Here is a 26440-nt window from a genome sequence, read left to right on the forward strand (position 1 = left end):
CGCGTGCCGCACCGGCACACGGGGGGCCGTCCGGCATGTCAGGGGATGACCACCACGGGCCGCTTCGCCCGCTTGGCGAGCCGCCCGGCGACGGAGCCGAAGAGGCGGCCCACCAGGCCGTGACTGGAGCCGACGACGATGGCGTCCGCCTCGTACTCCCGGCCCACCTCCTCGAGTTCGTGGCAGATGTCGCCGCCGCGCTCGACCAGGATCCAGGGCACTTCGGTGAGATAGTCCGCACACGCCAGCTCCAGACCCAGCACCTCGGTGCGGTGATCCGGTACGTCGACGAAGACGGGGGGCTCGCAGCCGGCCCACACGGTGGTGGGCAGCCGGTTGGCGACGTGCACGATGACCAGGCCCGAGCCGAGCCGGCGTGCCATGCCGATGGCGTACGCGAGGGCACGCTCACTTGAAGTGGAGCCGTCGAAGCCGACGACGACACCGTGCTTGAAGGCTGGGTCGCACGACTGGCGTGGCTCTCCGGCCGCCAGGGGCTCGGCCGCCGTAGGTTCGGCGACGGGCCGCTTGCGGTCCGCGGGTTCGAAGAATTCGTGACCGGCCATGGCTGTCTCGGCGTTTTTATCCTCTATGGGGGACAACAGTGTGCGGCAAAGCGGTGTGTCCGGGAATCATCTTCCCAAGCCCATACCCCCAAGGGTACGGCGCCACGCCTCCTTCGCCCAGATCCCGCCCGGGGTCCGCCGCGGGTTCCCCGGAGCATGCCCGAGGGGGCGCCCGTAACGCAATGGTTGCTGCGCTGTACAGGCGGTTTGCAGGGGATTCAACTGTCCGTGATCGGTCGTGACCGACGCGTCGCACGGGCGTTGATCCCCATGCCGCCAGCCCCAGGGAGCACGCATGTCCGGACCGCAGCACCCCGCCGATCCGCAGCCCGGTGCCCCCGACCCGTCCGGCGCCCCCGACCCGTCCGGTGCCCGCGACCCGTCCGGCGCCCCCCACGATCCGGAACCGGCCGCGCCGCTCCGGGACGGCGTCACCGATCTCGTCCGCTGGGCGGCCTTCAGCTGCTTCCTCGTCCCGGTCGTGCTCCTCTGGTACGGCACCTCCTTCGCCGGCGCCGCCGGTACGGCCCTCGGCCTGGCCGCCGTCACCGGCGTCTGCCGTCTGCTGCTGCGCCGGTCCGAGCGCATCGCGGCCCGGCCGCGACGCGACAATGGCGCGGAACGGACCGGCCGCCGGCACCGGGCCGGACGGCCGATGCGCAGGGGTGGGCGGCACGCCGGGCAGAAGACACCGGTCGACTGACCGGTTTCCGCGCACGCTTCCGCTTCTTTTCAGCCAACTTCCACCGGTGGCGCGACCCCGCCCCCCACCACCCCTCATACCCTGTTCCACCTGCGGGGAAAGGGCCTCAGCGGCCATGCGCACCCTACGGGGATTGGCCACTGACACAAGGCGCACTTCCCTGGGGCGCCCGGGAGTGCAACCCTTCGTGATCGACTGCTTCACGCCAAGTTGCCATGTCGACAATGTCCCAAGTGCCGAACCGGCCACCTCGGCGCGACGGGACACAGTAGATTCGATCTTGACTGTCTACGGCGGGGGACTCGTGCAGGACCGAGGGGAAACGTGCAGGAGCGACACAACCGAGGAGCCGCGACCACCGAGGGGGGCTTAGCAGTTATGAGCCACGACTCCACTGCCGCGCCGGAAACCGCGGGCCGGAAGCTCACCGGGCGACGCCGCAAGGAGATCGTCGCGGTGCTGCTGTTCAGCGGCGGCCCCATCTTCGAGAGTTCCATACCGCTGTCGGTGTTCGGGATCGACCGCCAGGACGCCGGCGTGCCGCGCTACCGGCTGCTGGTGTGCGCCGGCGAGGAGGGCCCGCTGCGGACCACGGGGGGCCTGGAACTCACCGCGCCGCAGGGCCTGGAGGCGATCTCGCGGGCCGGCACCGTCGTGGTGCCCGCCTGGCGGTCGATCACCTCACCACCACCGGAGGAAGCGCTCGACGCCCTGCGCCGGGCGCACGAGGAGGGTGCCCGCATAGTCGGGCTGTGCACCGGCGCCTTCGTACTCGCGGCGGCCGGCCTGCTGGACGGCCGCCCCGCCACCACCCACTGGATGTACGCGCCGACACTGGCCAAGCGGTACCCGTCGGTGCACGTCGATCCCCGCGAGCTGTTCGTGGACGACGGCGACGTGCTGACGTCGGCGGGCACGGCGGCCGGCATCGACCTGTGCCTGCACATCGTGCGCACGGACCACGGCAACGAGGCGGCCGGCGCGCTGGCCCGCCGTCTGGTGGTCCCCCCGCGCCGCTCGGGCGGCCAGGAGCGCTACCTCGACAGGTCTTTACCGGAGGAGATCGGCGCCGACCCGCTCGCCGAGGTCGTCGCCTGGGCGCTGGAGCACCTCCACGAGCAGTTCGACGTGGAGACGCTGGCGGCCCGCGCGTACATGAGCCGCCGTACCTTCGACCGCCGCTTCCGCTCACTGACCGGCAGTGCGCCGCTGCAGTGGCTGATCACCCAGCGGGTGCTCCAGGCGCAGCGCCTGCTGGAGACGTCCGACTACTCGGTGGACGAGGTCGCGGGCCGCTGCGGCTTCCGCTCGCCGGTGGCCCTGCGCGGCCACTTCCGCCGGCAGCTGGGTTCGTCGCCGGCCGCCTACCGGGCGGCCTACCGGGCACGCCGCCCGCAGGGCGACCGCCAGCCGGACCCGGACACCGCCGCAGCCTCGCGGCCCCTGCCCCCGTCCGACCCGCCGGCCGCCCTCCCCCCGGAGAACGCGGTCCCGTTCCAGAACCGCCGCACCGCCACCCCCATACCGGCCGGCGCGGCCGGCGTCCCGGGCCAGCGCAGCGCACCGTGACGTGACGTGACACTCACGACGCCGGACGGGCGCATGCAGCCCGTCCGGCGTTCACGTCCGACGCCGGGCAGAACATCCCAGCCCGTCCGGCGTTCGAGCACGACGCCGTCCAGGCCCAAGCGGGGCCCGGGGCGGCAGCCCCCGGAGAGGCCCACACCGACGCCGGGGTCCGGGAAACAGGCGCCCACCGTAAAGTGGCCGCATGAACGATCGCATGGTGTGGATCGACTGCGAGATGACCGGCCTCTCGCTGTCCGACGACGCGCTCATCGAGGTTGCCGCCCTCGTCACCGACTCCGAGCTGAACATCCTCGGCGAGGGTGTCGACATCGTCATCCGCCCGCCGGAGCGGGCCCTGGAGACGATGCCGGAGGTGGTGCGTCAGATGCACACCGCGTCCGGCCTGCTCGCGGAGCTCGACGGCGGGACGACGCTGGCGGACGCCGAGGCGCAGGTCCTGGCGTACGTGAGGGAGTACGTGAAGGAGCCGGGCAAGGCCCCGCTGTGCGGCAACTCGGTCGGCACCGACCGCGGCTTCCTGCTGAGGGACATGGCGGCCCTGGAGAACTACCTCCACTACCGGATCGTCGACGTCTCCTCGATCAAGGAGCTGGCCCGGCGCTGGTACCCGCGGGCGTACTTCAACAGCCCCGAGAAGAACGGCAACCACCGCGCGCTCGCCGACATCCGCGAATCCATCGCCGAACTGCGCTACTACCGGGAGGCGGTCTTCGTCCCGCAGCCGGGCCCCGACAGCGACACCGCCAAGGCGATCGCCGCGAAGCACGTCGTGTCCGCCGGGTAGGGGCCTTCGACGGCCGGGGAGCGGCGCCCGGAAAGCCGGGCGCGAGCACCCCTTCGGACCCTGTACACTTTTTCTCAGCCGGTCGGGGAACCCCGCCACGCGGGATTCGACCACCGGCCTTGGTGGGTGTAGCTCAGTTGGTAGAGCACCTGGTTGTGGTCCAGGTGGCCGCGGGTTCAAGTCCCGTCACTCACCCTGATCCGTCAGCCGGTGGCCTCGCGAAGAGGCCACCGGCTGACGGCGTTCCCGGGGCCGCCCCACCCGCCGCTCGACCGGTACGCCGAGCATCGCCGCCGTGTCGTCACCGAGTTCGAGCCGCCGCATCCTGCGCTGCGCCACCGGGGCCGCCAGTGCGACCGCCGCCAGCACGACGGCGGCCACGGCGATGGCGGGCCACTCGACGCCGTTCAGCGAGCCGGCCCCCCACACCGCGGCGCGCAGTGCCGTGTCGACGTCGGCCTTCACCAGGAACCAGGTGTTGACCGAGTGGAGCAGCGCACCCACCGCGATGCCCACGATGATGAGCCGGAAGCCCTGCACACCCCGCCGGAACGCCAGCAGGTACACGCCGAAGGCGGTGACGAGGCCGCCCGCGAGCGCCCCCGCCGCCAGCGCCGAGTAGCTCGTCGCCCCCGCCAGCAGGGCGAGGACCACTCCCGTGTACGAGCCGGTCGTGAAGCCGATCACGTCGGGGCTGCCGAGCGGGTTACGGGTGAGCGACTGGAAGACCGCGCCGCCCACGGCGAGAGCCGCACCGAACAGCACGGCGGCGACGATGCGCGGCGCCCGCCACTCCAGGACGACCGTGCGGACGCCGTGGTCCGCGGTTCCCGTCAGGACGGAGGTCAGGTCGGTCAGGCTGAGGGGATAGCTGCCCAGGGTGAAGGCCCACAGGGCCAGCGCGACCAGCACGAGCCACAGCACCGCGCACACGAGGACCGCGCGACGCGCCACCCGCAGGCTCAGCGGACCCGCCCTGAGGACGAACATCCCGCTCACAGTCCCCTCGCCCGGCTCGTGCGCACCAGCAGGACCAGTACGGGCGCGCCGATCAGCGGCATCATCACACCGACCGGCAGTTCGGCGGGGTACACGATCAGCCGGCCCAGGACGTCGGCGAACAGCACGATCGCCGGCGCGAGGACGGCGGAGCAGGCGAGGATCCAGCGCCAGTCGGGTCCGGTGAGCCACCGTACGGCGTGCGGCACCATGAGGCCGACGAACATCAGCGGGCCCGCCGCGGCCGTCGCCGCCCCGCACAGCAGCGTCACCGCGATCACGACGCCGGACCGGGTCACGCCGACCCGCAGTCCGACGGCGCGCGCGGCGTCGTCGCCGAGGGCGATCGCGTTGAGCGGACGCGCGCAGCAGGCGGCGGCGACCAGGCCGGCCAGGACGAAGGGTGCGACCGCCGCGGCGGTGCCCGTCGGACGGTCGGTGATGGTGCCCGCTCCCCAGAACCTCATGCGGTCGAAGGTCTCCGTGTCGATCAGTGCCAGGGTCTCCGAGATGCCGGACAGCACCGCTGTGAAAGCGACCCCGACGAGGATGAGCCGCAGGGGCGAGGGGCCGCCCCGTCCGCCGCTCGCGGCGAAGTAGACCACCGCCGAACCGGCGAACGCGAACGGCAGGTACTGCTCGATGCGGGTGACCCCGAACACGGCCACGCCCAGGGTGACGGCGAAACCGGCGCCCGCGTTGACTCCGAGGACTCCCGGTCGGCGAGCGGGTTGCGGGTGAGCGCCTGGATGAGCGCTCCCGCCACGCCCAGGGACACCCCGACGAGGACGCCGAGCACGGTGCGGTCGACGCGGGCGCCGCTGACGGTGGCGTGGGAGGCGGAGCCGTCGGGCGCGGTGAGGGCCTGCCACACCACGTCCGGCGGGAGCATCGCCGAGCCGACCGCCACGCTGAGCAGCACCGCCGCCAGGAGCACGCCGACGGCGGCGCCGAGGCCGAGGAGCCGGCGCGCCGTGGGGCGTGACGGCCGGGCCGGCGGGCGCGCGGCCTTCGTCGCGAGCGCCTGTGCCATCCGGCCTCCTTGATCCGCTCGGTGATCCGGACAGCCCGGACCACCGCGCAACACGCACAACACCTGGACTCGGTCTCGCGTCAGCGGCCGCCGAGCGCCCCCACCGCATCCGCCGTGAGCGCGCTCACCGGGATGCCGGACTCGCGGCTCAGCGCGCGCAGCAGTCCGGCCCGGGTCGCGTAGCCGGCCGCCCTGGCCGCCGCCGTCAGCTCGCCACCGCCGAGGATGTGCTCGACGGCGGCGTTCATCCTGGCCCGGTTCCGCCACCGTGTGAAGGGCAGCCCGGTCTCGTCGAGGAGGACGCGCTGCACCTGACGAGGGCTCATCCGGTGCTGTGCGGCGAGCCGCTCGAGCGTCAGGGAGGGGGTGCGCAGGGCCTCTCGGGCGAGTGCGCGCACCGCGGGATGGGTGGGCAGGACCACCGGGAAGTACTGCCGGGAGATGCCCCGCAGCACGTGGCCGATGGCCTGGCGGAACGGCCGGACCTCCTCCGACGTGCCCGGTGCCGCGCCGAGCGCCGTGGTCATGATCTCGATGATCGCGGGGACCACGCCGAGCGGTTGCACGCGGCATCTGGGCAGGTCATCGGGGGTGAGGGTGGGGCCGAGCACCATGCCGCCGCCGTCGACGCGCAGCGCGTGCGGCACGCGCGGAGCTATCCATACGGCCTCCTGGCGCGCGAGCCGCCACTCCTCGCCGTCGGCCTGGAGGCGGGCGGTCCCGGTCACGACGTAGACGAGGTGCGGCTCGTCGTGCTGGTGCGTGTCGTGGCCGAGGAAGCGGATGGCGTTCTCGGCGACCACGGTGCCGAGCGATGTCACCGGCAAGCGTGCCTCCCGTACCTGCGATGTGTCGTGTCCGTCACCGGTGATGTCGTACCCGGATCGACGCCACGGGACCAGCGCGTGCCCGCGGCGGGTGTCGGCGCGCTGCTGCCCCTGCTCACCGCGCACGGCGTGGTCGTCGGCGACGAGACGGGGCTGCGGCTCGGCGCGGCGGGCGAGGAACTACTCGACGACCACGAGCGCGAGGAGTACGCGGGCCAGGAGGCCGAACTACTGCTCGCACTGGCCCGGCTGGCTCCCGCGCTGCGCAACGGCACCTCGCCCTGGCAGGAGGCCTCGCACACGACCCTGCACGACACCGTGGTCCGGGACGCCGACGGTTACGGCGAACTGGTCGAGGAGTGCGAGCGGTTGGTCTTCCTCCTGAACGGCCTCACGGCCGATCCCCTCTGGGAGGGCGTCGGGACCTGCCTGCTCACCGGGCCCGGCAGCGCGTCCGTCGCCGCCGCCCTCGACGACGCCGGACGCCGGCCACGGCTGCGCGTCGCGGAGGGTGACGTCCCCGCCGCGGTCCTGCGCGAGTGCGTCCGGACGCCGGAGCGGATCGACTGGACGGCGGGGCCCGCCGACGTCGCCGTCGCCGCGAAGGCCCTCGCGTACCGGACCGATCACGAGGCCGCGCACCTGCTCACGGAGCTGGCCGGCTGGACGGCGACGGCGATCGTCATCGAGGCCTCCCGCCCCGACGGCCTGAGCCCGCACGCGGCCGAGGCGGCACTGCAGGCGTACGCCGCGACCGGCAGCCCCCTGCGCGATTCCGCCGCGATCGCCACCCTCGCGGAGCGGACAGGCTGGTACGTCGACCGTGTCATCGCCCTCGGCTGGGGCACGGAGGCCACGGTGCTGCGCCGCGCCTGACGCCACCCCACACCCGCGCCCTCCCGCCCGGCCTCCCGTGAAGAGGGGCCGGGCAGGACCGGTCGGGCGGACGGACAGCCGGACGGGACGGGTAACCGGCAGGACGGGTAACCGGCAGGACGGGTAGCCGGCAGGTCGGGCAGACGAGCGGACGGGCCGGCAGCCACCCGAACCGCTCCGCCTCCCACGCGTCAGTCGGTGATCCGCAGAGGTCACCGGCTGAGGTGTTCCGCTCCGGGGGGCCGTCCCGCCACGACGGCCCGCGTTCCGTGCCCGTCCCGCGCCGTCAGGACGACGCCCGCTCCACCAGCTCCGTCGCCAGCACCACCTGGTGCCGCTCCAGCCCCCGCGAGGCCGCCGGCCGGCGGTCGGCGATCTCGGTCAGCAGCAGGTCTATCATCGCGCGGCCCATCCCCTCGATGGGCTGCCGCACACTGGTCAGCGGCGGCTCCATGTGGCGGGCGATGGCCGAGTCGTCGTAGCCGACCAGCGCCACGTCGTCCGGGATGCGCCGGCCCACCTCGCGCAGCGCCTGGCGGGCGCCGGCCGCGGTGACGTCCGAGGCGGCGAAGACCGCGTCCACGGCGGGGCGGCGGCGCAGCAGTTCCAGCATGGCGCGGCGTCCGCCCTCCTCGGTGAAGTCCCCCGCCTCGATGAGCTGTTCGTCCGCGGGGTGGCCCGCGTCGCGCAGTGCCTCGCGGTAGCCGTCGGCCCGCCGCTGTGCGCCGTAGACGTCGAGGCGGCCGGTGATGTGCGCGACGTGGCGGCGTCCGCGGGACAGCAGGTGCTCGACGGCCGAGCGGGCGCCGCCGTAGTTGTCGGAGTCCACCGACGCCAGCGACTCCGCGGCCGAGCGCGGGCCGCTGATCACGGCGGGGATCTCCAGCTGGGACAGCAGGTCGGGCAGCGGGTCGTCGGCGTGCACCGAGACCAGCAGGACGCCGTCCACGCGGTGCGCGGCCAGGTACTGGGCGAGCCGCTCCCTCTCCCGGTCGCTGCCCGCGAAGATCAGCAGCAGCTGCATCTCGGTCTCGGAGAGCTCGGCGCCGACGCCCTTCAGCATGTCGGAGAAGTACGGTTCCGAGAAGAAGCGGGTCTCCGGCTCGGGCACCACCAGCGCGATCGCGTCCGTGCGGTTCGCGGCCAGGGCACGCGCCGCCGTGTTCGGGACGTAGCCGAGTTCCGCGACCGCCGCCTCCACCGCCGCACGGGTCGCGTCGCTGACCCGGGGGGAGCCGTTGATCACCCGGGAGACCGTGCCGCGGCCGACGCCCGCCCGTGCCGCCACCTCTTCGAGGGTGGGCCGGCCACCGCTCCGCCCACGCGCTCCGTGGCTTGCCATCGGCTCCGCCTCCCGTCGAGACCCCGCACTCTGCGGCTGGCCTGGAATTTAACAGGCCGGTCGGATGTGACGACCGGCTCCGGTCCGCCGCCCACCGTCAGGAGATGTCGCCACTCCGCCGGCAACGTCCAGTTAACAGGCCGATAACTGAACGCACTTCGTCGCGCCCGCTCCCTTGACACCCCCGCCCGGACCGACGACTCTTCAACACATCACTTGTGGGAGCGCTCCCACACTACCTGGCACATACACATCCCGCACGTTCCCAGCCCGAGCCGCAGCGACGAACGCACGACATGAAGCAGCGGGTCCAACCGATGAGTTGGGCGGGGGGTCGGCACGTCAGGGCAACAGGAGGACGCAATGCGAGCAGCACGTACACGATCCGCCCGCAAGGCGGTGGTCATCGCGGCCATCGCGTCGCTGGGCGCCGGGCTGCTGGCCGGCTGCGCCGACGACGGCAACGACGAGGACAGCTCGTCGTCGGGCGACAGCAGCGGCAAGACCACCATCACCCTCGGCCTGTTCGGCACCATGGGCTTCAAGGAGGCCGGGCTCTACGAGGAGTACGAGAAGCTCAACCCGGACATCAACATCGAGGAGACCGTCACCGAGCGGAACGAGAACTACTACCCCGCTCTGGTCAACCACCTCACCACCGAGAGCGGCCTGCAGGACGTCCAGGCCATCGAGGTCGGCAACATCGTCGAGGTCGTCGAGACCCAGGCCGACAAGTTCGTCGACATGTCCAAGGTCCAGGGTGTACAGGCGAGCAGCTGGCTCGACTGGAAGTGGAAGCAGGGAATCACCAAGGACGGCAAGGCGGTCGGCCTCGGCACCGACGTCGGCCCGATGGCGATCTGCTACCGCAAGGACCTCTTCGAGAAGGCGGGCCTGCCGACCGACCGCAACGAGGTCAGCGCGCTGTGGGCCGGCGACTGGAAGAAGTTCGTCGACGCCGGCGAGAAGTACAAGAAGGGTGCCGGCAAGGACACCTACTTCATGGACTCGCCCGGCGGTCTGATCAACGCCATCCTCAGCAGTGAGGAGGAGAAGTTCTACGACTCCTCCGGCAAGGTCGTCTACAAGTCCAACCCGGCCGTCAAGGCCGCCTTCGACCTGACCGCGGAGGCCGCTGAGAAGGACCTGGTCCAGGCGCAGACCCAGTTCCAGCCGGCCTGGGAACAGACCATCTCCAACAACCTGTTCGCCACCGTCGCCTGCCCGCCGTGGATGCTCGGCACCATCAAGGCCAAGTCCCAGCCCGAGGCGGCCGGCCAGTGGGACGTGGCCGCGGCGCCGAAGTCCGGCAACTGGGGCGGCTCGTTCCTGGGCGTGCCCAAGAGCGGCAAGAACGTGAAGGAAGCGGAGAAGCTGGTGGCCTGGCTGACCGCGCCGGAGCAGCAGGCCAAGCTGTTCGCCGTGCAGGGAAGCTTCCCGAGCGCCCCGGCCGCCTACAAGCTGCCGCAGGTGACGGACGCCAAGAACGAGATGACCGGTGCCACGCCGATCGGTGACATCTTCGCCAAGGCCGCCGACTCCATCCCGGCCCAGGTGATCGGCCCGAAGGACCAGATCATCCAGCAGGGCCTGACCGACAACGGCGTCATCCTCGTCACCCAGGGCAAGTCGCCCAAGCAGGCCTGGGAGAACGCCACCAAGACCATCGACAACAACCTGGAGAAGTGACCGGAATGACCACCCGGCACGACACCGCCGCGCCCCCCTCCAAGGGGGGCGCGGCCCCGGGCCGACCGCCCGGTGACGCGGTCTCCCCCGAGGCGAAGAAACGGGCCCGGCTCTCCCGCCGCTGGCAGCGGGACATGCGCTGGAGCCCGTACGCGTTCGTCTCCCCGTTCTTCATCCTCTTCGCCGCGTTCGGCCTGTTCCCGCTGATCTACACCGGCTGGGCCTCGCTGCACTCGGTGGAGCTGACGGCGCCCACCGACATGGAATGGGTGGGCCTGGACAACTTCACCAGGCTCTTCGACGACGACTTCTTCTGGAACGCCGCGAAGAACACGCTGACCATCGGCATCATCTCCACGGTGCCGCAGCTGCTGATGGCGATGGGCCTGGCGCACATCCTCAACTACAAGCTGCGCGGCTCCACCTTCTACCGCGTCGTGATGCTGGCGCCGTACGCCACCTCGATCGCCGCCGCCTCGCTGGTCTTCATCCTGCTCTTCGGCCGTGACTACGGCATGATCAACTGGGTGCTCGACTCGGTCGGCCTGGGCAAGATCGACTGGCAGAACGACAAGTGGGCCTCCCAGGTCGCCGTCTCCTCGATCGTCGTGTGGCGCTGGACCGGCTACAACGCGCTGATCTACCTGGCGGCGATGCAGGCGATCCCGCAGGAGCTGTACGAGTCGGCGGCGCTGGACGGTGCCAGCCGGTGGCGGCAGTTCATCCACGTCACGCTGCCCCAGCTGCGTCCCACGATCCTCTTCACGGTCATCGTGTCGACCATCGGTGCCTCGCAGCTGTTCGGCGAGCCGCTGCTGTTCGACGCCAACAGGGGCGCGTCGGGCGGCTCCCAGCACCAGTTCCAGACGCTCGGCCTGTACATGTACGAGCAGGGCTGGATCAACCAGCACCTGGGCCGCGCCTCCGCGATCGCCTGGACGATGTTCCTGATCCTCATCGTGATCGGACTCGTCAACTACGTCATCTCGCGCCGGCTGCGCGCCAGTAGCTAAGGAGAACCGGCCGTGACGACGACCCTGACGAAACCCCCGGCCGAGCCGGCATCCGAGCCGCCCAGGCGGCGCCTGCGGTCCAAGGCCTCCCGGGCCGGCGGGCAGCACCACGCCGGACCGATCGCGTACATCATCCTCGCCCTGTTCACCATCGGTTCGCTGTTCCCGCTGGTGTGGACGGCGATCGCCGCCTCCCGCGACAACCAGCGCCTGGCCCAGACGCCGCCGCCGTTCTGGTTCGGCGCGAACCTCTTCGACAAACTGGAGATCGCCTGGAATGACGCCAACATGGGCGAGGCGGTCCTCAACACCACCATCGTGGCGGGCATCTCGTCGATCACCGTCGTCCTGCTGTCGACGGTCGCCGGCTTCGCCTTCGCCAAGCTGAAGTTCAAGGGCCGCAACGCCCTGATGCTGATCGTGGTCGGCACGATGACGGTACCGCCGCAGCTCAGCGTCATCCCGCTGTACATGATGGTCGCCGAGCTCGACTGGACCGACCAGCTCCAGGCGGTGATCTTCCCGTCGCTGGTCAGCGCGTTCGGCGTGTTCTTCATGCGGCAGTACCTGCTCCAGGCACTGCCGGACGAGATCATCGAGGCCGCCCGGGTGGACGGCGCCAGCAGCCTGCGCGTGATCTGGCACGTGGTGTTCCCGACGGCGCGGCCCGCGATGGCCGTGCTGGGCATGCTGATGTTCGTGCAGGTGTGGAACGACTTCCTGTGGCCGTTCCTGGTACTGACACAGACCGGCAACCCGACCGTGCAGGTCGCGGTGGCGGGCCTCGGCCGCGGTTTCACACCCGACCAGGCCCTGATCATGGCCGGCGCACTGCTCGGTACGCTGCCGCTGCTGCTGGTCTTCGCGATCTTCGGCAAGCAGATCGTGGGCGGCATCATGCAGGGCGCCGTCAAGGGCTGACGCCTCGCACCCGGGGGTCGGGTCACCGCCGCCCCGACCCCGCCATCCCCCCTCGTCCTTCGTACACGCCGGTCTTCCACGACCCGTCACGACCCGTTATGGGAGCGCTTCCATGCTTGAGTCCGCAACGCCGGTGACCCCGGTGACCTTCCCCCCTGCCTTCCTGTGGGGCGCCGCGACCTCGGCGTACCAGATCGAGGGCGCGGTGCGGGAGGACGGCCGTACCCCCTCGATCTGGGACACCTTCAGCCATACGCCGGGGAAGACGGCCGGCGGCGAGACCGGTGACATCGCTGTCGACCACTACCACCGCTACCGCGACGACGTGGCGCTGATGAAGGACCTGGGGCTGAGCGCCTACCGCTTCTCCGTCTCCTGGCCCCGGGTGCAGCCGACCGGCCGCGGCCCCGCCGTCCAGCGCGGCCTCGACTTCTACCGCCGTCTGGTGGACGAGCTGCTGGCCGCCGGGATCAAGCCGGCCGTCACCCTCTACCACTGGGACCTGCCGCAGGAGCTGGAGGACGCGGGCGGCTGGCCGGAGCGGGACACGGCGTACCGGTTCGCCGAGTACGCGCAGATCGTCGGCGAGGCGCTCGGCGACCGGGTGGAGCAGTGGATCACGCTCAACGAGCCGTGGTGCGCCGCCTTCCTGGGCTACGCCTCCGGGGTGCACGCCCCCGGCCGTACCGACGCGGCGGCCTCGCTGCGCGCCGCGCACCACCTGAACCTGGCGCACGGCCTGGGCACGGTCGCCCTGCGTTCGGTGATGCCGGCCCGCAACTCGGTGGCGATCAGCCTCAACACCTCCGTCGTCCGGCCGCTGTCGCAGGAGCCGGCGGACCTGGCGGCGGCGCGGAAGATCGACGACCTGTCCGGCGGCATCTTCCACGGCCCGATCCTGCACGGCGCCTACCCGGCGACCCTGCTGGAGGCGACGGCGTCCGTCACCGACTGGTCACACGTCGAGGACGGCGACCTGGGCCTGATCCGTCAGCCGCTGGACGCGATCTGCCTCAACTACTACACGCCCACCGTGGTGTCGGCGGCGGACGCGGGCTCGCACGTCCCGAACTCCGGCGGACACGGCGAGAGCGACCACTCGCCGTGGCCGGCCACGGAGGACGTGACGTTCCACCAGCCGCCGGGCGAGCGTACGGAGATGGGCTGGAGCGTCGACCCGACCGGCCTGCACGAGCTGATCATGCGCTACAACCGCGAGGCTCCCGGGCTGCCGCTGTACATCAGCGAGAACGGTGCCGCCTACGACGACAAGCCCGGCGCGGACGGCACGGTGCACGACCCCGAGCGGGTCGCCTACCTGGACGGCCACCTCAGGGCGGTCCGCCGGGCCATCGCCGACGGCGCCGACGTCCGCGGCTACTACCTGTGGTCCCTGCTGGACAACTTCGAGTGGGCCTACGGCTACGAGAAGCGGTTCGGCGCGGTGTACGTCGACTACGCCACCCAGCAGCGCACCCCGAAGTCGAGCGCCCAGTGGTACGGGCGGGCGGCCCGGAGCGGGTCCCTGCCGCCGGTGGAGTCGGCCGAGTAGACCACTGTCCCGAGGGGGGGCGGGGGAGGGCGGGGGCGCGGCATTCCACGGGGGGACGCCGCGCCCCCGCTCGCCGCCCCCGTGGCGCGCTCAGGGAAGGGACCGGGACCGGTTGGGGGGCGAGGCCGGCCGGGGCTGCCGCCGACGCCGTACGGCACCCCGGTGTCCGCGCCGTGCCGGCGCCGACCGCCCGTCCAGCTGGATCCAGATCCGCACCTCGGTGCCGCCCAGCACGGACGAGCCGATCCGCACGTCACCGCCGGTCGACTCCGCGAGGCGGCGCACGATGTCCAGGCCGAGCCCGGTGGATCCGTCGTTGCCCGAACCCCGGCCGCGGGCCATCGCCGCCTCGGGGTCGGCTATGCCGGGGCCCGCGTCCGAGACGAGCACGATCACCGCGTCCTCGCCGTTGTGCAGGTCGACCGCGAAGGCGGTGCCCTCGGGGGTGTGCCGGAAGACGTTGCCCAGCAGGGCGTCGAGGGAGGCGGCCAGATCGGCGCGGGCCACGGGTATGCGCACCGGCCGGTCGGTGCCGGCCACCCGCCACTTGCGGCCCTCGTCCTCGGCGAGCGCGGACCAGAACCCCATCCGCTCCCGGACCACCTCGGCCGCGTCGCACCCGGCGCCGGGCCCGGCCGCGGCCGTCTGCGGTTTGGCGTCCCGGGCGGTGCGGATGATCGTGTCGACCTCGCGTTCCAGCTGCTCGACGGCGGCCCGGGTCTGATCGGCGGCCGGCCCTTCGCCGAGGGAGGCGGCGTTGAGCCGCAGCACGGTGAGCGGCGTACGGAGGCGGTGGGACAGATCGGCGGCCAGCTCGCGTTCGTTGGCCAGGAGCTGGACGACCTGGTCGGCCATGGAGTTGAACGCGACCGCCGCGAGCCGCAGTTCGCTGGGCCCCTCCACGGGCACGCGTGCGCCCAGTTTCCCCTCCCCCAGCTCGTGCGCCCCCTCGACCAGGCGCCGCGCGGGCTGCACCATCCGTACGCCGAGCCGGTCGGCGACCGCGACCGAGCCGACGATCAGGGCGGCGCCGACCGCGGCGAGCACCGCCCAGGCCGTGCCGACGCCGTTGGTGACCGCGGACTCGGGGACGTACACCTCGACGACGGCGATCTCGCCGGAGCTGAGCGCGACCGGCTGGAGCAGCGTGGAGCCGCCGGTGACCTCCGTGGTGGAGGCGCGCCCCATCCGGCGCACCGCCGCGATGTCCTCGTCGGTGGCACGCTGACGGCCGATGTCGGTGGCACGCTGAGGGCCGATGTCGGTGCCGCGCCGCCCCGCCCCGTCCGTGCCGCCGCTCTTCCCACCGGACGCCGGTATGTGCACGGCCATCCCGGCGTCCGAGCCGGCGGAGGCGACGACGCGCTCCAACTCGTCGCGGTCGGTGGTGATGGACAGTGCCGGGGCGACGGCGGCGGCCTCCCGCTCGGCGTTGGAGAAGGCGCGGTCGCGGGCCATCTCCCGGATGACCAGTCCGAGCGGGACCGCGAAGGCGACCACGACCATCGCGGTGACCGCCAGCGACACCTTGACCAGGGCCCATCTCATCGCGGCGGCTCCGCTCCGGGGGGCGTCGCCGGGTCCGTGGGCGGTTCCAGTTTCACGCCGACGCCGCGCAGGGTGTGGAGGTAGCGCGGCCGGGCTGCGGTCTCACCGAGCTTGCGCCGCAGCCAGGACAGATGGACGTCGATGGTCTGGTCGTCGCCGTAGGACTGCTGCCAGACCTCGGCGAGCAGTTCCCTGCGGGGGACGACGACTCCTGGCCGGCCGGCCAGGAAGGCGAGCAGGTCGAACTCACGCCGGGTCAGGTCGAGCCGTGTGTCGTCCAGTTCGGCCTGGCGGCGCAGCGGGTCGACGGTGAGGCCGCCGACCCGGATGACGGTCGGCGGCGCCGCCTGCGCGGGGCCGGTCCGGGCGCGGCGCAGTACGGCCGCCATCCGGGCCGACAGGTGCTCGACGGAGAACGGCTTGGTGAGGTAGTCGTCCGCGCCCGCGTTCAGCAGCCGTACGACCTCCGCCTCGTCGTCCCGGGCGGTGGCGACGATCACCGGTACGTCGGTGATGCCGCGCAGCATCTTCAGCGCCTCTGAGCCGTCCAGGTCGGGCAGTCCGAGGTCGAGGATCACCACGTCGAAACGGAAGTGGGCGACCTCGCGCAGCGCCTCCAGTGCCGTACCGACGCTGCGCACGGTGTGCGAGGCGTCGGTCAGATGCCGGATGAGCGCCGAGCGTACGAACTGGTCGTCCTCGACCACGAGCACACTTGCCATGGGCGGCACCGTACGCCATGCGGCCGAACCCGGTGCGGGCCTGTGGACAACTCCGGTCCGCCCCCGTTCCGGACAGGTTCCGGCGACACACGCGTGACGCGTGAGGCAGTATGGCCGCGATGCGCAGAGGACTCGTACACGTACTCGCCTGGCTGCTCGCCACCGGCGCGGCGGTCACGCTGTCGTGGTGGGGTGTCCACACGGTGATGGCGGGCACGGCCTACGACCGTCCCCGCGCCCTGCCCATCACGGCGGCCGACGCGTCCGAGCGCGACTCGCGGGGACCGGGCGCCGCGGGGGACGCCGACGGCTCGGAGCCCCTGGCCTCCTCCACCAGGCGGCCGTCCCCGCCGGACGGCCCGTCGCCGACGCCGAGCGGGACACCCCGTGAGCCGGGTCCCGCCCCGTCGCGGACGGCGACGGCCACCGCTCCCGCCGCCCCCGGTCCGTCCCCGACGGCCTCCGGCCGGGTCAGGAGTTACGACACCGACGGCGGCCGCGCGGTGTTCGACCTCGGTACCTCGTCCGCGTCCCTGGTGTCGGCCACGCCGGGCGCGGGCTGGTCGATGCAGGTGTGGAAGACGGAGTCGTGGATCCGGGTGGAGTTCACGTCGGGCGCGGACCGGGTGTCGGTGTTCTGCACGTGGCACGACTCGCCGCCGCGGGTGGAGATCGGAAGCTACTGAGTCGCCGGGCGTGCCCGGCGGAGGCGGCCGGCGGACCGGTGATCGGCCGGAATCACCGGGTCAGTGGAAGACGGAGGCCGGCGGTGCCGGGGAGGCCACCGCCGCCGCGTCCGTCACGGGTGCGGCGCCGCCGGTGAAGTCGGTCAGTGCCCGGCCGTGTTCCACTCGCGCCGGCTGCGGGTCGGAGGCGGCGCGGCGGGTGAGTTCGGCGACCGGCAGCGGGTCGCCGGAGGCGACGAGGACCGCGTTGCCGAAACGTTTTCCGCGCAGCACGGCCGGGTCGGCGACGAGGGCGAGTTCGGGGAAGCGGTCGGCGGCGGTGGCGATCTGGCCGCGCAGGTGGGTGAGCGGCGGGCCGTCGGCGAGGTTGGCGGCGAAGACGCCGCCGGGCGCGAGCGCGCGCCGGACCTCGTCGAGGAACTCGGTGGACGTCAGATGGGCCGGGGTGCGGGCCCCGCTGAACACGTCCGCGATGACCAGCTGTGCCCAGCCGTCGGGCACCTTGGCCAGCCCGGCGCGGGCGTCGGTGGAGCGCACCCGGATCCGCGCGCCGGGGTCGAGGGGAAGCTCCCGGCGGACCAGCTGGACGAGGCCGGCGTCCTTCTCGACGACCTGCTGGGTGGAGCGGGGCCGGGTGGCGGCGACGTAGCGGGCGAGGGTGAAGGCGCCGCCGCCGAGGTGCACGGCCTGGACGGGCCTGCCCGCCGGGGCGGCCAGGTCGATGACGTGCCCGAGGCGGCGCTGGTACTCGAAGGACAGGTACGCCGGGTCGTCGAGGTCGACGTGCGACTGCGGGGCGCCGTCGATCAGCAGCGTCCAGGCCCGCGTCCGTTCCCGGTCGGGGACCAGCTCGGCGAGCCCGCCGTCGACGTTCTCGGCGACGGCTTCGGCGGCAGCGCGCCCGCGACGGGCGTTCCTGGACTTTCCCATCGGGCCATTATCGGCGCACGGGAATGACGGGGACGCCGCGTGCGGCCGTACCGGCGTCCTCGGGACGGCTCAGCGGCAGCTGTCCGCGGCCTCGATCAGCCGTGCCGCCTCGCCCAGCGCGGCCCGCAGCACGGCGGGGTCGGTCGCCAGGTCGGCCTCACCGGGCGGCAGCAGCCAGTCCGAGCCCGCGACCGGAGGCTCGGGGGCCGGGTCGACGTTCAGTCCCCGGCCGTCCGTCTCCGTGCAGGTGCTTCCCGGCACGTCCCAGGCGGCGGCAGTGCCCGGGGGCACCAGGAACCCCAGGGTGTCGCGGTCGTCGTCGTGGATCACCGGGCCCACCCCCTCACCGGCACCCCGCCTGAGGATGTCGACCGCCTCCAGGCCCTGCCGAGCCGGCACGGTGACGACGTCGCAGGCATCGCAGGGGGGATCACCGATCTGCTTGGTATCCATCCCGGCCTCCACCACGGAACTCCTCCTCGGACGAGCGGGTCGGGAGTCGGGAGCCTCCCGGTCCACAGTGTTCAACGCGCCGGACCGTCAACAGCTACGGCCCGAGCCGGCCGCAAAGGATGGCATTTCATGGCAGATCATGGAGGAGATATCCGGTTTGTGGCCAAACACCGCGTGGTCGATCCGTCACAGCCGGTACGTTCTTGCTCGCCGGAAACAGGACTGGCGAAGGGGAAATCCTCAGAACTCACCCCTGTCCCGGCATGGTTCGACGGTTCGCACGAGAGGACCCGGCCATGGCGTCGACAACAGTGCCCTCCGCCCAGCCCGAACGGCCACCGCGGCCGAACGAGGCCTTCCGGCGGTGGCGCGGCAAGCGCTCACCGTCCGAGTTCGCGGCCGCGGTGCGCCGGGCCGCGCGTGAGATCGGCGAGCGGGTCAGCTGTGACGCGCGCTACATCGGACGGGTCGAGGCGGGCGAGATCCGCTGCCCCAACTACGCGTACGAGCGAGTGTTCCTCCACATGTTCCCCGGCCGCACGCTCACCGACCTGGGGTTCGCGCCCCGCTCGTCGGTACGCGGGCGCCGGGCGCACACCGCCGAGGACGCGCCCCCGGCGCACTCCGAACCGTCGCCGCGCACCGCAACTGAGACGCGAGGGCCGGACGAGCCGTACGAGACGCGGGACACGCACGGCACGCATCACACGCATCACACGCATCACACGCATCACACGCATCACACGCATCACACGGACGAAACGCACGACAGGCGTGACACGCACAACCCGTACGACACGCACGACAACAATGAGGAGAGCGACGTGCTGCGTCGCGCATTCATGACGAGCGGTGCCACGGTGGCCGCCGCCTCGCTGGGCCCTCTGGGGCTCGCCCTCGACGCCGCGGCGGCACAGCGCCCCGTGCGCCGGGCCGGGGCGGGTGACGCCGGCGCCCTCGAAGAAGCCGTACGCCGGATCCGGCTGCTCGACGACCGGCACGGCGCGGACGGTCTCTACCGGCGTGCGGCGGCCCCGCTGCGCACCGCGTACGCGCTGCTGGACGCCGGTGCGAGCCGGCAGGCGACGGCGGACCGGCTCTACTCGGGCGCGGGTGAGCTGGCGATCTCCGTGGGCTGGCTGGCGCACGACTCCGGGCGTTTCGACGACGCGCGTTCCCACTACGCCGAGGCCCTCGCCACCTCCCGGATGACCGGCGACCCCGGTCTGGAGGCGCACGCCTTCTGCAACATGGCGTTCCTGGCCCGTGACGCAGGCCGGCCGCGCGAGGCGGTACGGGCGGCCCAGGCCGCACAGCGCGCCGCCCGGCCGCTGGGCTCGGCCCGGCTGAAGTCCCTGCTGGCACTGCGCGAGGCGGGCGGCTGGGCGGGGCTCGCCGACCGCGTCGGCTGCGAGCAGGCGCTGGCCCGCGCGCAGGCCTTCTACGAGCGGGGCGCCTCGGACGCCGACCCCGAGTGGATGAGCTTCTACGGCGAGGCCGAGCTGGAGGGGCTGGAGGCTCAGTGCTGGTCCACCCTGGGCGACTGGCCCCGGGCGGCCCGGCACGCACGACGGGCGGCGGGACTGCAGGACCCGCACTTCACCCGGAACCTCGCGCTGTACTCGGCGGAACTGGCGGACGACCTGGCGCGCGGCGGCCGCCCCGACGAGGCGGCGGGGGCGGGCATGCGGGTCTTGGACCTCCTGGGTGAGGTCCAGTCGTCCCGCATCCTCACGATGCTGGCCGGCACGGCCCGGGTGCTCCTCCCACACCGGCGTGCCTCGGGCGTGGCGCCCTTCCTGGACCGCCACGCGGCCCTGCCGCGGACGGCGTGAGTTCCGTCACCGCCCGTTGGCCGCCGACGGTCCTGCCGCGCAGGGCGGCACGGGCGGGCAACGAGGAGGCGCTCCCCGACGCCGGGCGGCGCACCACCTGCCCGCACAGGCTCGGGTGCCGGGCCGGTCGAGGTGGGCCGGTCGGGGTGGGCCGGTCGAGGTGGGCCAGGCCGGTCGAGCCAGTCGGGATCGCCGGGTCAGTCGGGATCGCCGGGCCAGTCGCGCCGGGCCAGCGGGCCGAGCCAGCGGGCCGAGCCTGGCCGGACGGACCAGTCGGAATCGCCGGGCCAGTCGCGCCGGGCGGTGTCAGCCGGCCAGGTGTCCCACGTCGTTCCAGCTCTCCAGCGCCGGCTCCCCGTACGCCCACCCCAGCACCGACAGCGACGTCGGGTTCAGCCGTATCCGCGCCGCGAAGTCCAGCGGCAGCCCCAGCCACCGCGCTCCGATCGACCGGAGGATGTGCCCGTGGGCGAAGACGAGGACGTCGCGGTCCGCCTCACGCGCCCACGCCACGACCTCGTCCGCCCGCGCGGTGACGTCCGCGAGGCTCTCCCCCTCGGGGACCCCGTCCCGCCAGATCAGCCAGCCGGGCCGGACGGCCTGTATCTCGGCCGGCGTCATGCCCTCGTACGCCCCGTAGTCCCACTCCATCAGCGTGTCCCAGGCCTGGGCACGCTCGCCGAAGCCGGCGAGTTCGCAGGTCTCACGCGCGCGGACCAGCGGGCTGGTGCGCACCTCGACCCCCGGCAGGCCCTCCAGCGGCGCCCGGTGCAGCCGCTCACCGAGCAGTTTGGCGCCGCGCCGGCCCTCCTCGAGGAGCGGGACGTCGGTCCTGCCGGTGTGTCTGCCGGACAGTGACCACTCCGTCTGTCCGTGCCGGGCCAGCAGGATGCGCGGTGCCATGAAGGGGCCTTTCCGGGAGGAATGTCGGAGGGGACGCCTCCATCATCGCGCACGCCCTGACCGCGCAACCCGGCGGGCGCTGCCGGCGTCTATCAGGGCCGGGGGCGCTCCGTGAAGCGGGCGTACGAAGGCCGTAGAGTGGCACGCCCGTGTCCGTCCGAGGCGCGCGCGAGAAGAAGGGGGAGGGCGATCGGATTGCCGCACACCGAGACACCGGGCACCGAGGCGGCCCCGAAACCTCGGCTGCGCTGGTGGACCGAGCTGCCGCTCATCGTCCTCGTGTACGCCTGCTACTCGGCGGGCCGCCTCCTCGTCCGGGGCGACGTCTCCGACGCCGTCGACCACGGCCTGGCCATCCTGCGCGTGGAGAAGGCGCTGTTCCTCAACGCGGAGCACCCGCTGAACCGGCTCTTCACCCGCGAGCCGTGGATCGGCATACCGGCCGACTTCTGGTACGCGTCACTGCACTACCTGGTCACCCCGGCGATCCTGATCTGGCTCTTCCGCTCGCGCGCCGTGCGCTACCGGGCCGCCCGCACCTGGCTGATGACGTCCACGTTCATCGGCCTCATCGGTTTCACCCTGCTGCCGACCTGCCCGCCCCGGCTGCTGGAAGCGAGCCACGGCTTCGTCGACACGATGCACCAGTACAGCTCGTACGGCTGGTGGGGCGGCGAGGCGAGCGCGCCGCGCGGCCTGGGCGGGATGACCAACCAGTACGCGGCCATGCCCAGCCTGCACGTGGGCTGGGCCCTGTGGTGCGGCGTGATGCTGTGGCGCCACGGCGGCACGCGCACGGCGAAGGTGGCCGGTGTCGTCTACCCGCTGGTGACCACGATCGTGGTGATGGGTACCGCGAACCACTACTTCCTCGACGCCGTCGCGGGCGCGGCCGTGATGGGCGCGGGACTGCTCCTGACGCCGTACGTGCTGCGGACCGCGGACCGGGTACGGACGCGGATCGCGACCCGCGCCGCACCGGCCGCACAGGCCCCGGCCGTCGCGAGTTCCCCGATTGTCAGTGGTGAATGCCAGACTTCCCCGGGTGAGCGATTTCCACGGCAGCGCGAGCAGCGGTTCGGAGCAGGAGCCGAGCCGGACCCCTCCCCCGCGGACGCGGGGGACGAGACTCCGGCACCGGCTCGCTGAGCTGCGCGGTCCCGACGTACCGGCCAAGGCGCTGGACGCGCGTGCCCTGGCCGCACTCGCCGCCAACCCCGGGTGCCGCCGCCGCGCGATCCTCGACGGCGCCGGGGTGGACAAGGCCTCGCTCGCGAACGCGCTGGGCTCGCCGTCGGTCTTCGGGCAGTCGCAGTTCGCCTTCACACGGGGCAACGCCTTCGAGGCGCGCGTCAAGGCGGACGGCGGCGCCGAGCTGCTGCGGCTCGTGCACGAGAAGCTGGACCGGGGCGCCGAGCCGCCCTCCGGCGCGCACGTACCGGACCTGTCCGCGACCGGCCCCGAGGGCCGCGCGGCCCGGACGTCACTGGCGCTGCGGGAGGCCACCGCTACCCCCGGGGCATCCGGTGCGCCCGGCGCCTGGACGCTCCTCGACCACCCGATGCTCGCCCTCGACGTCGCCGGTTCCCCCGCCTTCCTGGAGCCGGACGCCGTGGTGGTGCACCCGGACGGCAGCTGGACGGTGGTCGAGATCAAGTCCTTCCCGATGCTGGACGGCTCCGCCGACCCGGCGAAGGTCGGTGCCGCCGCCCGGCAGGCAGCGGTGTACGTGCTGGCCCTGGAGCGGGTCGCCGCCCGGCTGGAACCGGCCCCGCGCGTGCGCCACCGGGTGCTCCTCGTCTGCCCCAAGGACTTCTCCAACCTGCCCACCGCCTCCGCCGTCGACGTGCGCAAGCAGCGCGCGGTCACCGGCCGCCAGCTGGCCCGCCTGACCCGCATCGAGGACATCGCCGACGCGCTCCCCGAGGGTGTCTGCTTCTCCCCCGCGCTGCCGGCCGAGGAGCTGACGGCCGCGGTCGAAGCGGTCCCGGCGACGTACGCGCCCGAGTGCCTGTCCGCCTGCGAGCTGGCCTTCCACTGCCGCGGCCGGTCCCTGGAGGCCGGCGCGGTGACCACACTGGGCCGCCCGGTACGGGCCGAGCTCGGCGGCCTGTCGACGGTGGAGGAGGTGCTGGCGGCGGCCCGCGGGGAGGCCGGCGATCCGGACGACCCGGCGGTGACCGCCCTGCGCAGGGCGGCTCGGCTGCGCGCGGAGGCACTCGCGACGGCCGGCACCGGGGTCGGCGGGAGCGCGGTCGGCGGGAGTGAGGTGGCCGGGTGTCACTGATCACGACGCTCGCCCGTCTGGAGGCCGTGCGCTCCGGCCGCGCCCAGCCCGCCGCCACCGTCCGGCACCGGCACCTGTCCGACCGTCCGCTGGTCTTCGTGCCGCTGATCACCGCCGGTGAGGCCGGTGCCCCGCTCGGCGCCCTGGTCGGCACCGACCGGGACGCGCCGCACCTGCTGGTCGTCCCGCAGCCCCGCGACCGCGACCTGCGCTTCGCGTTCCTGGCCGAGCTGGCCGGCATCGTGCTGCCGCACGTCGAGGCGTACGCCGACAGTGTCGAGACCGCCGAGCGCACCGAGACCGACCCGGAGACGGGCAAGCGCGTCAAGGTGGAGGTCGACCTGTGCGCGGACGCCGCGCAGCTGATCGTGCCGAGCCGCGCCGGCATCGACTTCGTCCGGCTGCTGGGCCGGTCGATGCGTTTCAGGCGTACGGCGGAGCAGGACCCTCAGACGCCGCACCCCGCGCCGCCGAGGGTGCCGCTGCTCGGCCGGTGGCTGACCCACTACGGCGAGCGGGCCCGGGTCCCCGGCTCCTCCCTCCTCCTGGCCATGACCGACCTGCTGGGCCGGCAGTGGGCGACCGGGCAGTCCTCGCTGGAGGACCAGCACCTGGGGGCGCTGCTGGCCTGGATCGCCCCGGAGGCCGACGCCGCGGGACTGACCGGCGCGCAGGCCGCACGACGCGCCGAACTCGCCCGCGACCGCGACGGCCAGCTGCTGTGCCCGCCCGCGGGGCCGGCCACCGACCCGGCCTTCGACAACAAGCTGCTCGCCCCCGCCATCGAGCGCTACGACCGCGCCCGCACCGCGCTCGCCGCCGCCGAGGACGGCCTGGAGGCCGACGAACGGCTCGGCGCGCTCACCGCCGCCGAGCGGGAGATCCGCACCCTGGTCGAGAGCCGTACGCGGCCCACCTGGGACACGGTCTGGCGGGGTCTGGACCTGCTGCGGGAGCTGCCCGCCGGCGCGCATGTCGTCGACCGCTGGACCCGCGACCGCTGGTCGTTCACGTCCCACCGCGACCGCGTCCTGGCCGGCGAGCCGCCGCAGCCGCGCCGCGACGACGCGGTGACCGCGGCGAACAAGCTCGCCACGCGCGAGCGCGAACAGGCCCGGCTGGAGGCCCAGGAGGCGCTGGACGATCCGCTGGTGATGGCCGGGCGGCGGCTGTCCGGCGAGGCGTTCGCCGGGGAGGTCACCGACGTGGTGATGGCGTACAGCGAGAGCAAGCGGCCCAGTCCGCGCCCGCTGGTCACGGTCCGCACCGACGACCGCCCGCACCTGGGCGAGCGGGTGAAGGTCTACCGGTCGCTGGGCGGCAAGCCGCAGACGGCCGAGTTCGTCGGGCAGGAGGACGAGGGCGTCCTCGTGCTGCGCATCGTCGACAAGATGGGCCGCGGCAAGGAGCCCGAAGCCGGGTCGGTGCCCGAGAAGGGCGACCGGGTCTGCTTCACCCTCTTCGAGCACGAGCAGCGGGGCGGCGCGAAGCTGCCCGACCCGGAGCAGACCCCGTGGACGCACGGCGGCCCGCCCGGCGAGACAGCTACGGTGCCGGAGGCCGCCGACGCCCAGACCGAGGAGGACGTGCTGTGACCGCCACCGCCCCCGCGGCCCCCGTGGCCCCTGCCTTCGACCCGGGTGCCGAGGCCGCCCGCGCCACCGCCGCGATCCTCCACGACACCCTGCACGGCACCGAGCGCGGTGTCGTCGTCGACTCCCCGCCCGGCGCCGGCAAGTCCACGCTCGTCGTGCGGGCCGCGCTGGAGCTGGCCGAGGCCGGCCACTCCCTGATGGTCGTGGCGCAGACCAACGCCCAGGTCGACGACCTGGTCCTGCGCCTCGCCGAGAAGAACCCCGGCCTGCCGGTGGGCCGCCTGCACAGCAGTGACGCCGACCCGTACGACAAGGCGCTCGACGAGCTGGCGAACGTACGCAAGTCGGCGAAGGCCGCCGACCTCGCCGGGCAGGCCGTCGTCCTGTCGACCGCCGCGAAATGGGCGCACGTCAAGGTGGACGAGCCGTGGCGGTACGCGATCGTCGACGAGGCGTACCAGATGCGCTCCGACTCGCTGCTGGCGGTCGCCGGCCTCTTCGAGCGGGCGCTGTTCGTGGGTGACCCGGGTCAGCTGGACCCGTTCGCGACCGTGGGCAGCGAGCAGTGGGCGGGCCTGTCGTACGACCCGTCGGCCTCCGCGGTGACGACTCTCCTCGCTCACAATCCGGGCCTCCCCCAGCACCGGCTGCCGGTGTCGTGGCGGCTCCCGGCGTCGGCGGCGCGGCTCGTCTCCGACGCGTTCTACCCGTACACGCCGTTCCGCAGCGGCACGGACCACGGCGACCGGGCTCTGTCCTTCGCGGTGGCGTCGGACGGCTCGGGCCCCGACCGGGTGATCGACGAGGCCGCCCGGTCCGGCTGGGGCCTGCTGGAGCTGCCCGCACGGCACACGCCGCGCACCGATCCGGAGGCGGTGCGGGCGGTGGCGGCGGTGGTCCGGCGGCTCCTCGACCGGCAGGGCGCGGCGCTGTCCGAGCGCTCACCCGACCCCGCCCCCCTGACCGCCGGCCGCATCGCCGTCGGCACGGCGCACCGGGACCAGGCGGCGGCGGTACGGTCCGCGCTGGCCGACCTCGGGGTGAGCGACGTGACCGTGGACACGGCGAACCGGCTCCAGGGCCGCGAGTACGACGTCACCGTCGTCCTGCACCCGCTCTCCGGCCGCCCCGACGCCACCGCCTTCCACCTGGAGACGGGCCGCCTGTGCGTCCTGGCCTCCCGGCACCGGCACGCCTGCATCGTGGTCTGCCGGGAGGGCGTGGACGAGCTGCTGGACGACTATCCGTCCACGGAGCCGGTCCAGCTGGGCACGCTGGTGAAGTTCCCGGACGGCTGGGAGGCGAACCACGCGGTGCCGGCACATCTGGCGGAGCACCGGACGGTCTGGCGCCCCTGACCGGCACTCCGGCACCTGACCGGCAGGCGCCAAGGGCAGCCCCGCCCCAGCTGCCGGACGGAGTCCGGCACACCGCCCGAGGCGGCCAACGGGCACAGCCCCGGACGGCTGGGAGGCGAACCACGCGGTGCCGGCACATCTGGCGGAGCACCGGACGGTCTGGCGCCCCTGACCGGCACTCCGGCACCTGACCGGCAGGCGCCAAGGGCAGCCCCGCCCCAGCTGCCG

The 26440-nt window shown here is 73.2% G+C and carries 21 protein-coding genes, 1 tRNA gene and 3 pseudogenes; 15 read left to right on the forward strand and 10 right to left on the reverse strand.

All coding sequences use genetic code 11. The annotated features are described in order from the left end of the window. Positions 1-38 precede the first annotated feature (38 nt). A complete protein-coding gene (locus ACH4F2_RS01970; RefSeq protein ID WP_398130732.1) occupies positions 39-566 on the reverse strand; it encodes a universal stress protein in 528 nt (175 codons plus the stop codon). A gap of 295 nt (positions 567-861) precedes the next feature. Between ACH4F2_RS01970 and ACH4F2_RS01975 the strand changes: the two genes are divergently transcribed. From ACH4F2_RS01975 to ACH4F2_RS01990, 4 genes are all read left to right on the forward strand, one after another. After that, entirely contained in the window at positions 862-1269 is a 408-nt protein-coding gene (locus ACH4F2_RS01975; RefSeq protein ID WP_398130733.1) for a hypothetical protein, read from the forward strand. Positions 1270-1647: 378 nt separating this feature from the next. After that, positions 1648-2838 carry a helix-turn-helix domain-containing protein gene (locus ACH4F2_RS01980; protein WP_398130734.1) on the forward strand — a complete coding sequence of 397 codons (1191 nt, stop codon included), beginning with the start codon at positions 1648-1650 and terminating at the stop codon, positions 2836-2838. Between the two features lie 202 nt (positions 2839-3040). After that, positions 3041-3643, forward strand: coding sequence for an oligoribonuclease (gene orn / locus ACH4F2_RS01985; protein ID WP_398130735.1), 603 nt, complete (start codon positions 3041-3043; stop codon positions 3641-3643). A gap of 122 nt (positions 3644-3765) precedes the next feature. Next, positions 3766-3838: transfer RNA gene (locus ACH4F2_RS01990), tRNA-His, on the forward strand. 69 nt (positions 3839-3907) lie between these two features. Here the strand turns inward: ACH4F2_RS01990 and ACH4F2_RS01995 are convergent. From ACH4F2_RS01995 to ACH4F2_RS02005, 3 genes and pseudogenes are all read right to left on the reverse strand, one after another. Further along, positions 3908-4642: pseudogene (locus ACH4F2_RS01995) on the reverse strand (FecCD family ABC transporter permease); the annotation flags it as partial. After that, positions 4639-5675 (reverse strand): annotated as a pseudogene (locus ACH4F2_RS02000) (iron chelate uptake ABC transporter family permease subunit). The pseudogenes ACH4F2_RS01995 and ACH4F2_RS02000, both read right to left, overlap by 4 nt. 80 nt (positions 5676-5755) lie before the next feature. Beyond that, a complete protein-coding gene (locus ACH4F2_RS02005; RefSeq protein WP_398130736.1) occupies positions 5756-6502 on the reverse strand; it encodes a helix-turn-helix domain-containing protein in 747 nt (248 codons plus the stop codon). A 90-nt stretch (positions 6503-6592) separates the two neighbouring features. Here ACH4F2_RS02005 and ACH4F2_RS02010 point away from each other — a divergent pair. Then, positions 6593-7378: pseudogene (locus ACH4F2_RS02010) on the forward strand (siderophore-interacting protein); the annotation flags it as partial. Between the two features lie 286 nt (positions 7379-7664). Here ACH4F2_RS02010 and ACH4F2_RS02015 read toward each other — a convergent pair. Then, positions 7665-8720 carry a LacI family DNA-binding transcriptional regulator gene (locus tag ACH4F2_RS02015; protein ID WP_398130737.1) on the reverse strand — a complete coding sequence of 352 codons (1056 nt, stop codon included), beginning with the start codon at positions 8718-8720 and terminating at the stop codon, positions 7665-7667. Positions 8721-9083: 363 nt separating this feature from the next. On the opposite strand from ACH4F2_RS02015, the gene ACH4F2_RS02020 reads away from it, so the two are divergent. The 4 genes from ACH4F2_RS02020 to ACH4F2_RS02035 all read left to right on the forward strand — a co-directional run bounded on the left by ACH4F2_RS02020 (position 9084) and on the right by ACH4F2_RS02035 (position 13895). Then, positions 9084-10409, forward strand: coding sequence for an extracellular solute-binding protein (locus tag ACH4F2_RS02020; protein ID WP_398130738.1), 1326 nt, complete (start codon positions 9084-9086; stop codon positions 10407-10409). A 5-nt stretch (positions 10410-10414) separates the two neighbouring features. Then, positions 10415-11422 (forward strand): carbohydrate ABC transporter permease, encoded by a 1008-nt coding sequence (locus tag ACH4F2_RS02025; protein ID WP_398130895.1) that lies wholly within the window; start codon positions 10415-10417, stop codon positions 11420-11422. Between the two features lie 12 nt (positions 11423-11434). Next, a complete protein-coding gene (locus tag ACH4F2_RS02030; protein ID WP_398130739.1) occupies positions 11435-12343 on the forward strand; it encodes a carbohydrate ABC transporter permease in 909 nt (302 codons plus the stop codon). 112 nt (positions 12344-12455) lie between these two features. Continuing rightward, positions 12456-13895 (forward strand): GH1 family beta-glucosidase, encoded by a 1440-nt coding sequence (locus ACH4F2_RS02035; protein ID WP_398130740.1) that lies wholly within the window; start codon positions 12456-12458, stop codon positions 13893-13895. 90 nt (positions 13896-13985) lie between these two features. On the opposite strand, the gene ACH4F2_RS02040 is transcribed toward ACH4F2_RS02035, so the two are convergent. Next, positions 13986-15443, reverse strand: coding sequence for a sensor histidine kinase (locus ACH4F2_RS02040; protein ID WP_398130741.1), 1458 nt, complete (start codon positions 15441-15443; stop codon positions 13986-13988). Continuing rightward, a complete protein-coding gene (locus ACH4F2_RS02045; protein WP_398130742.1) occupies positions 15440-16165 on the reverse strand; it encodes a response regulator transcription factor in 726 nt (241 codons plus the stop codon). Before ACH4F2_RS02045 ends, ACH4F2_RS02040 begins: the two co-directional genes overlap by 4 nt. Before the next feature lie 119 nt (positions 16166-16284). Here ACH4F2_RS02045 and ACH4F2_RS02050 point away from each other — a divergent pair, with 119 nt between their 5' ends. Continuing rightward, entirely contained in the window at positions 16285-16851 is a 567-nt protein-coding gene (locus tag ACH4F2_RS02050; protein ID WP_398130743.1) for a hypothetical protein, read from the forward strand. A gap of 60 nt (positions 16852-16911) precedes the next feature. Here ACH4F2_RS02050 and ACH4F2_RS02055 read toward each other — a convergent pair whose 3' ends face one another. Further along, positions 16912-17781 carry a spermidine synthase gene (locus tag ACH4F2_RS02055; protein WP_398130744.1) on the reverse strand — a complete coding sequence of 290 codons (870 nt, stop codon included), beginning with the start codon at positions 17779-17781 and terminating at the stop codon, positions 16912-16914. A 69-nt stretch (positions 17782-17850) separates the two neighbouring features. Then, complete coding sequence (locus ACH4F2_RS02060) at positions 17851-18234, reverse strand: hypothetical protein (protein ID WP_398130745.1); 384 nt, start codon at positions 18232-18234, stop codon at positions 17851-17853. 296 nt (positions 18235-18530) lie between these two features. Between ACH4F2_RS02060 and ACH4F2_RS02065 the strand changes: the two genes are divergently transcribed. Beyond that, on the forward strand, positions 18531-20069 hold the full coding sequence (locus ACH4F2_RS02065) for a hypothetical protein (RefSeq protein ID WP_398130746.1): 1539 nt from the start codon (positions 18531-18533) through the stop codon (positions 20067-20069). A gap of 306 nt (positions 20070-20375) precedes the next feature. On the opposite strand, the gene ACH4F2_RS02070 is transcribed toward ACH4F2_RS02065, so the two are convergent. Continuing rightward, positions 20376-20972, reverse strand: coding sequence for a histidine phosphatase family protein (locus ACH4F2_RS02070; RefSeq protein WP_398130747.1), 597 nt, complete (start codon positions 20970-20972; stop codon positions 20376-20378). Positions 20973-21167: 195 nt separating this feature from the next. Here ACH4F2_RS02070 and ACH4F2_RS02075 point away from each other — a divergent pair, with 195 nt between their 5' ends. Genes ACH4F2_RS02075 through ACH4F2_RS02090 form a run of 4 tightly spaced genes read left to right on the forward strand, consistent with a single transcriptional unit; the run spans position 21168 to position 26212 of the window. Continuing rightward, positions 21168-22121 carry a phosphatase PAP2 family protein gene (locus tag ACH4F2_RS02075; RefSeq protein ID WP_398130748.1) on the forward strand — a complete coding sequence of 318 codons (954 nt, stop codon included), beginning with the start codon at positions 21168-21170 and terminating at the stop codon, positions 22119-22121. Continuing rightward, complete coding sequence (locus ACH4F2_RS02080) at positions 22018-23259, forward strand: hypothetical protein (RefSeq protein WP_398130749.1); 1242 nt, start codon at positions 22018-22020, stop codon at positions 23257-23259. Before ACH4F2_RS02075 ends, ACH4F2_RS02080 begins: the two co-directional genes overlap by 104 nt. Next, positions 23250-24854, forward strand: a complete 1605-nt coding sequence (locus ACH4F2_RS02085; protein WP_398130750.1) for a hypothetical protein — start codon at positions 23250-23252, stop codon at positions 24852-24854. The genes ACH4F2_RS02080 and ACH4F2_RS02085 overlap by 10 nt, the downstream gene beginning before the upstream one ends. Beyond that, the gene (locus ACH4F2_RS02090) at positions 24851-26212 is read left to right on the forward strand and encodes an AAA domain-containing protein (protein WP_398130751.1); all 1362 of its coding nucleotides are present in this window, start codon (positions 24851-24853) and stop codon (positions 26210-26212) included. The genes ACH4F2_RS02085 and ACH4F2_RS02090 overlap by 4 nt, the downstream gene beginning before the upstream one ends. Positions 26213-26440: the final 228 nt, after the last annotated feature.

This window comes from Streptomyces sp. NPDC017890, from assembly GCF_044328675.1.
GTDB lineage: Bacteria > Actinomycetota > Actinomycetes > Streptomycetales > Streptomycetaceae > Streptomyces.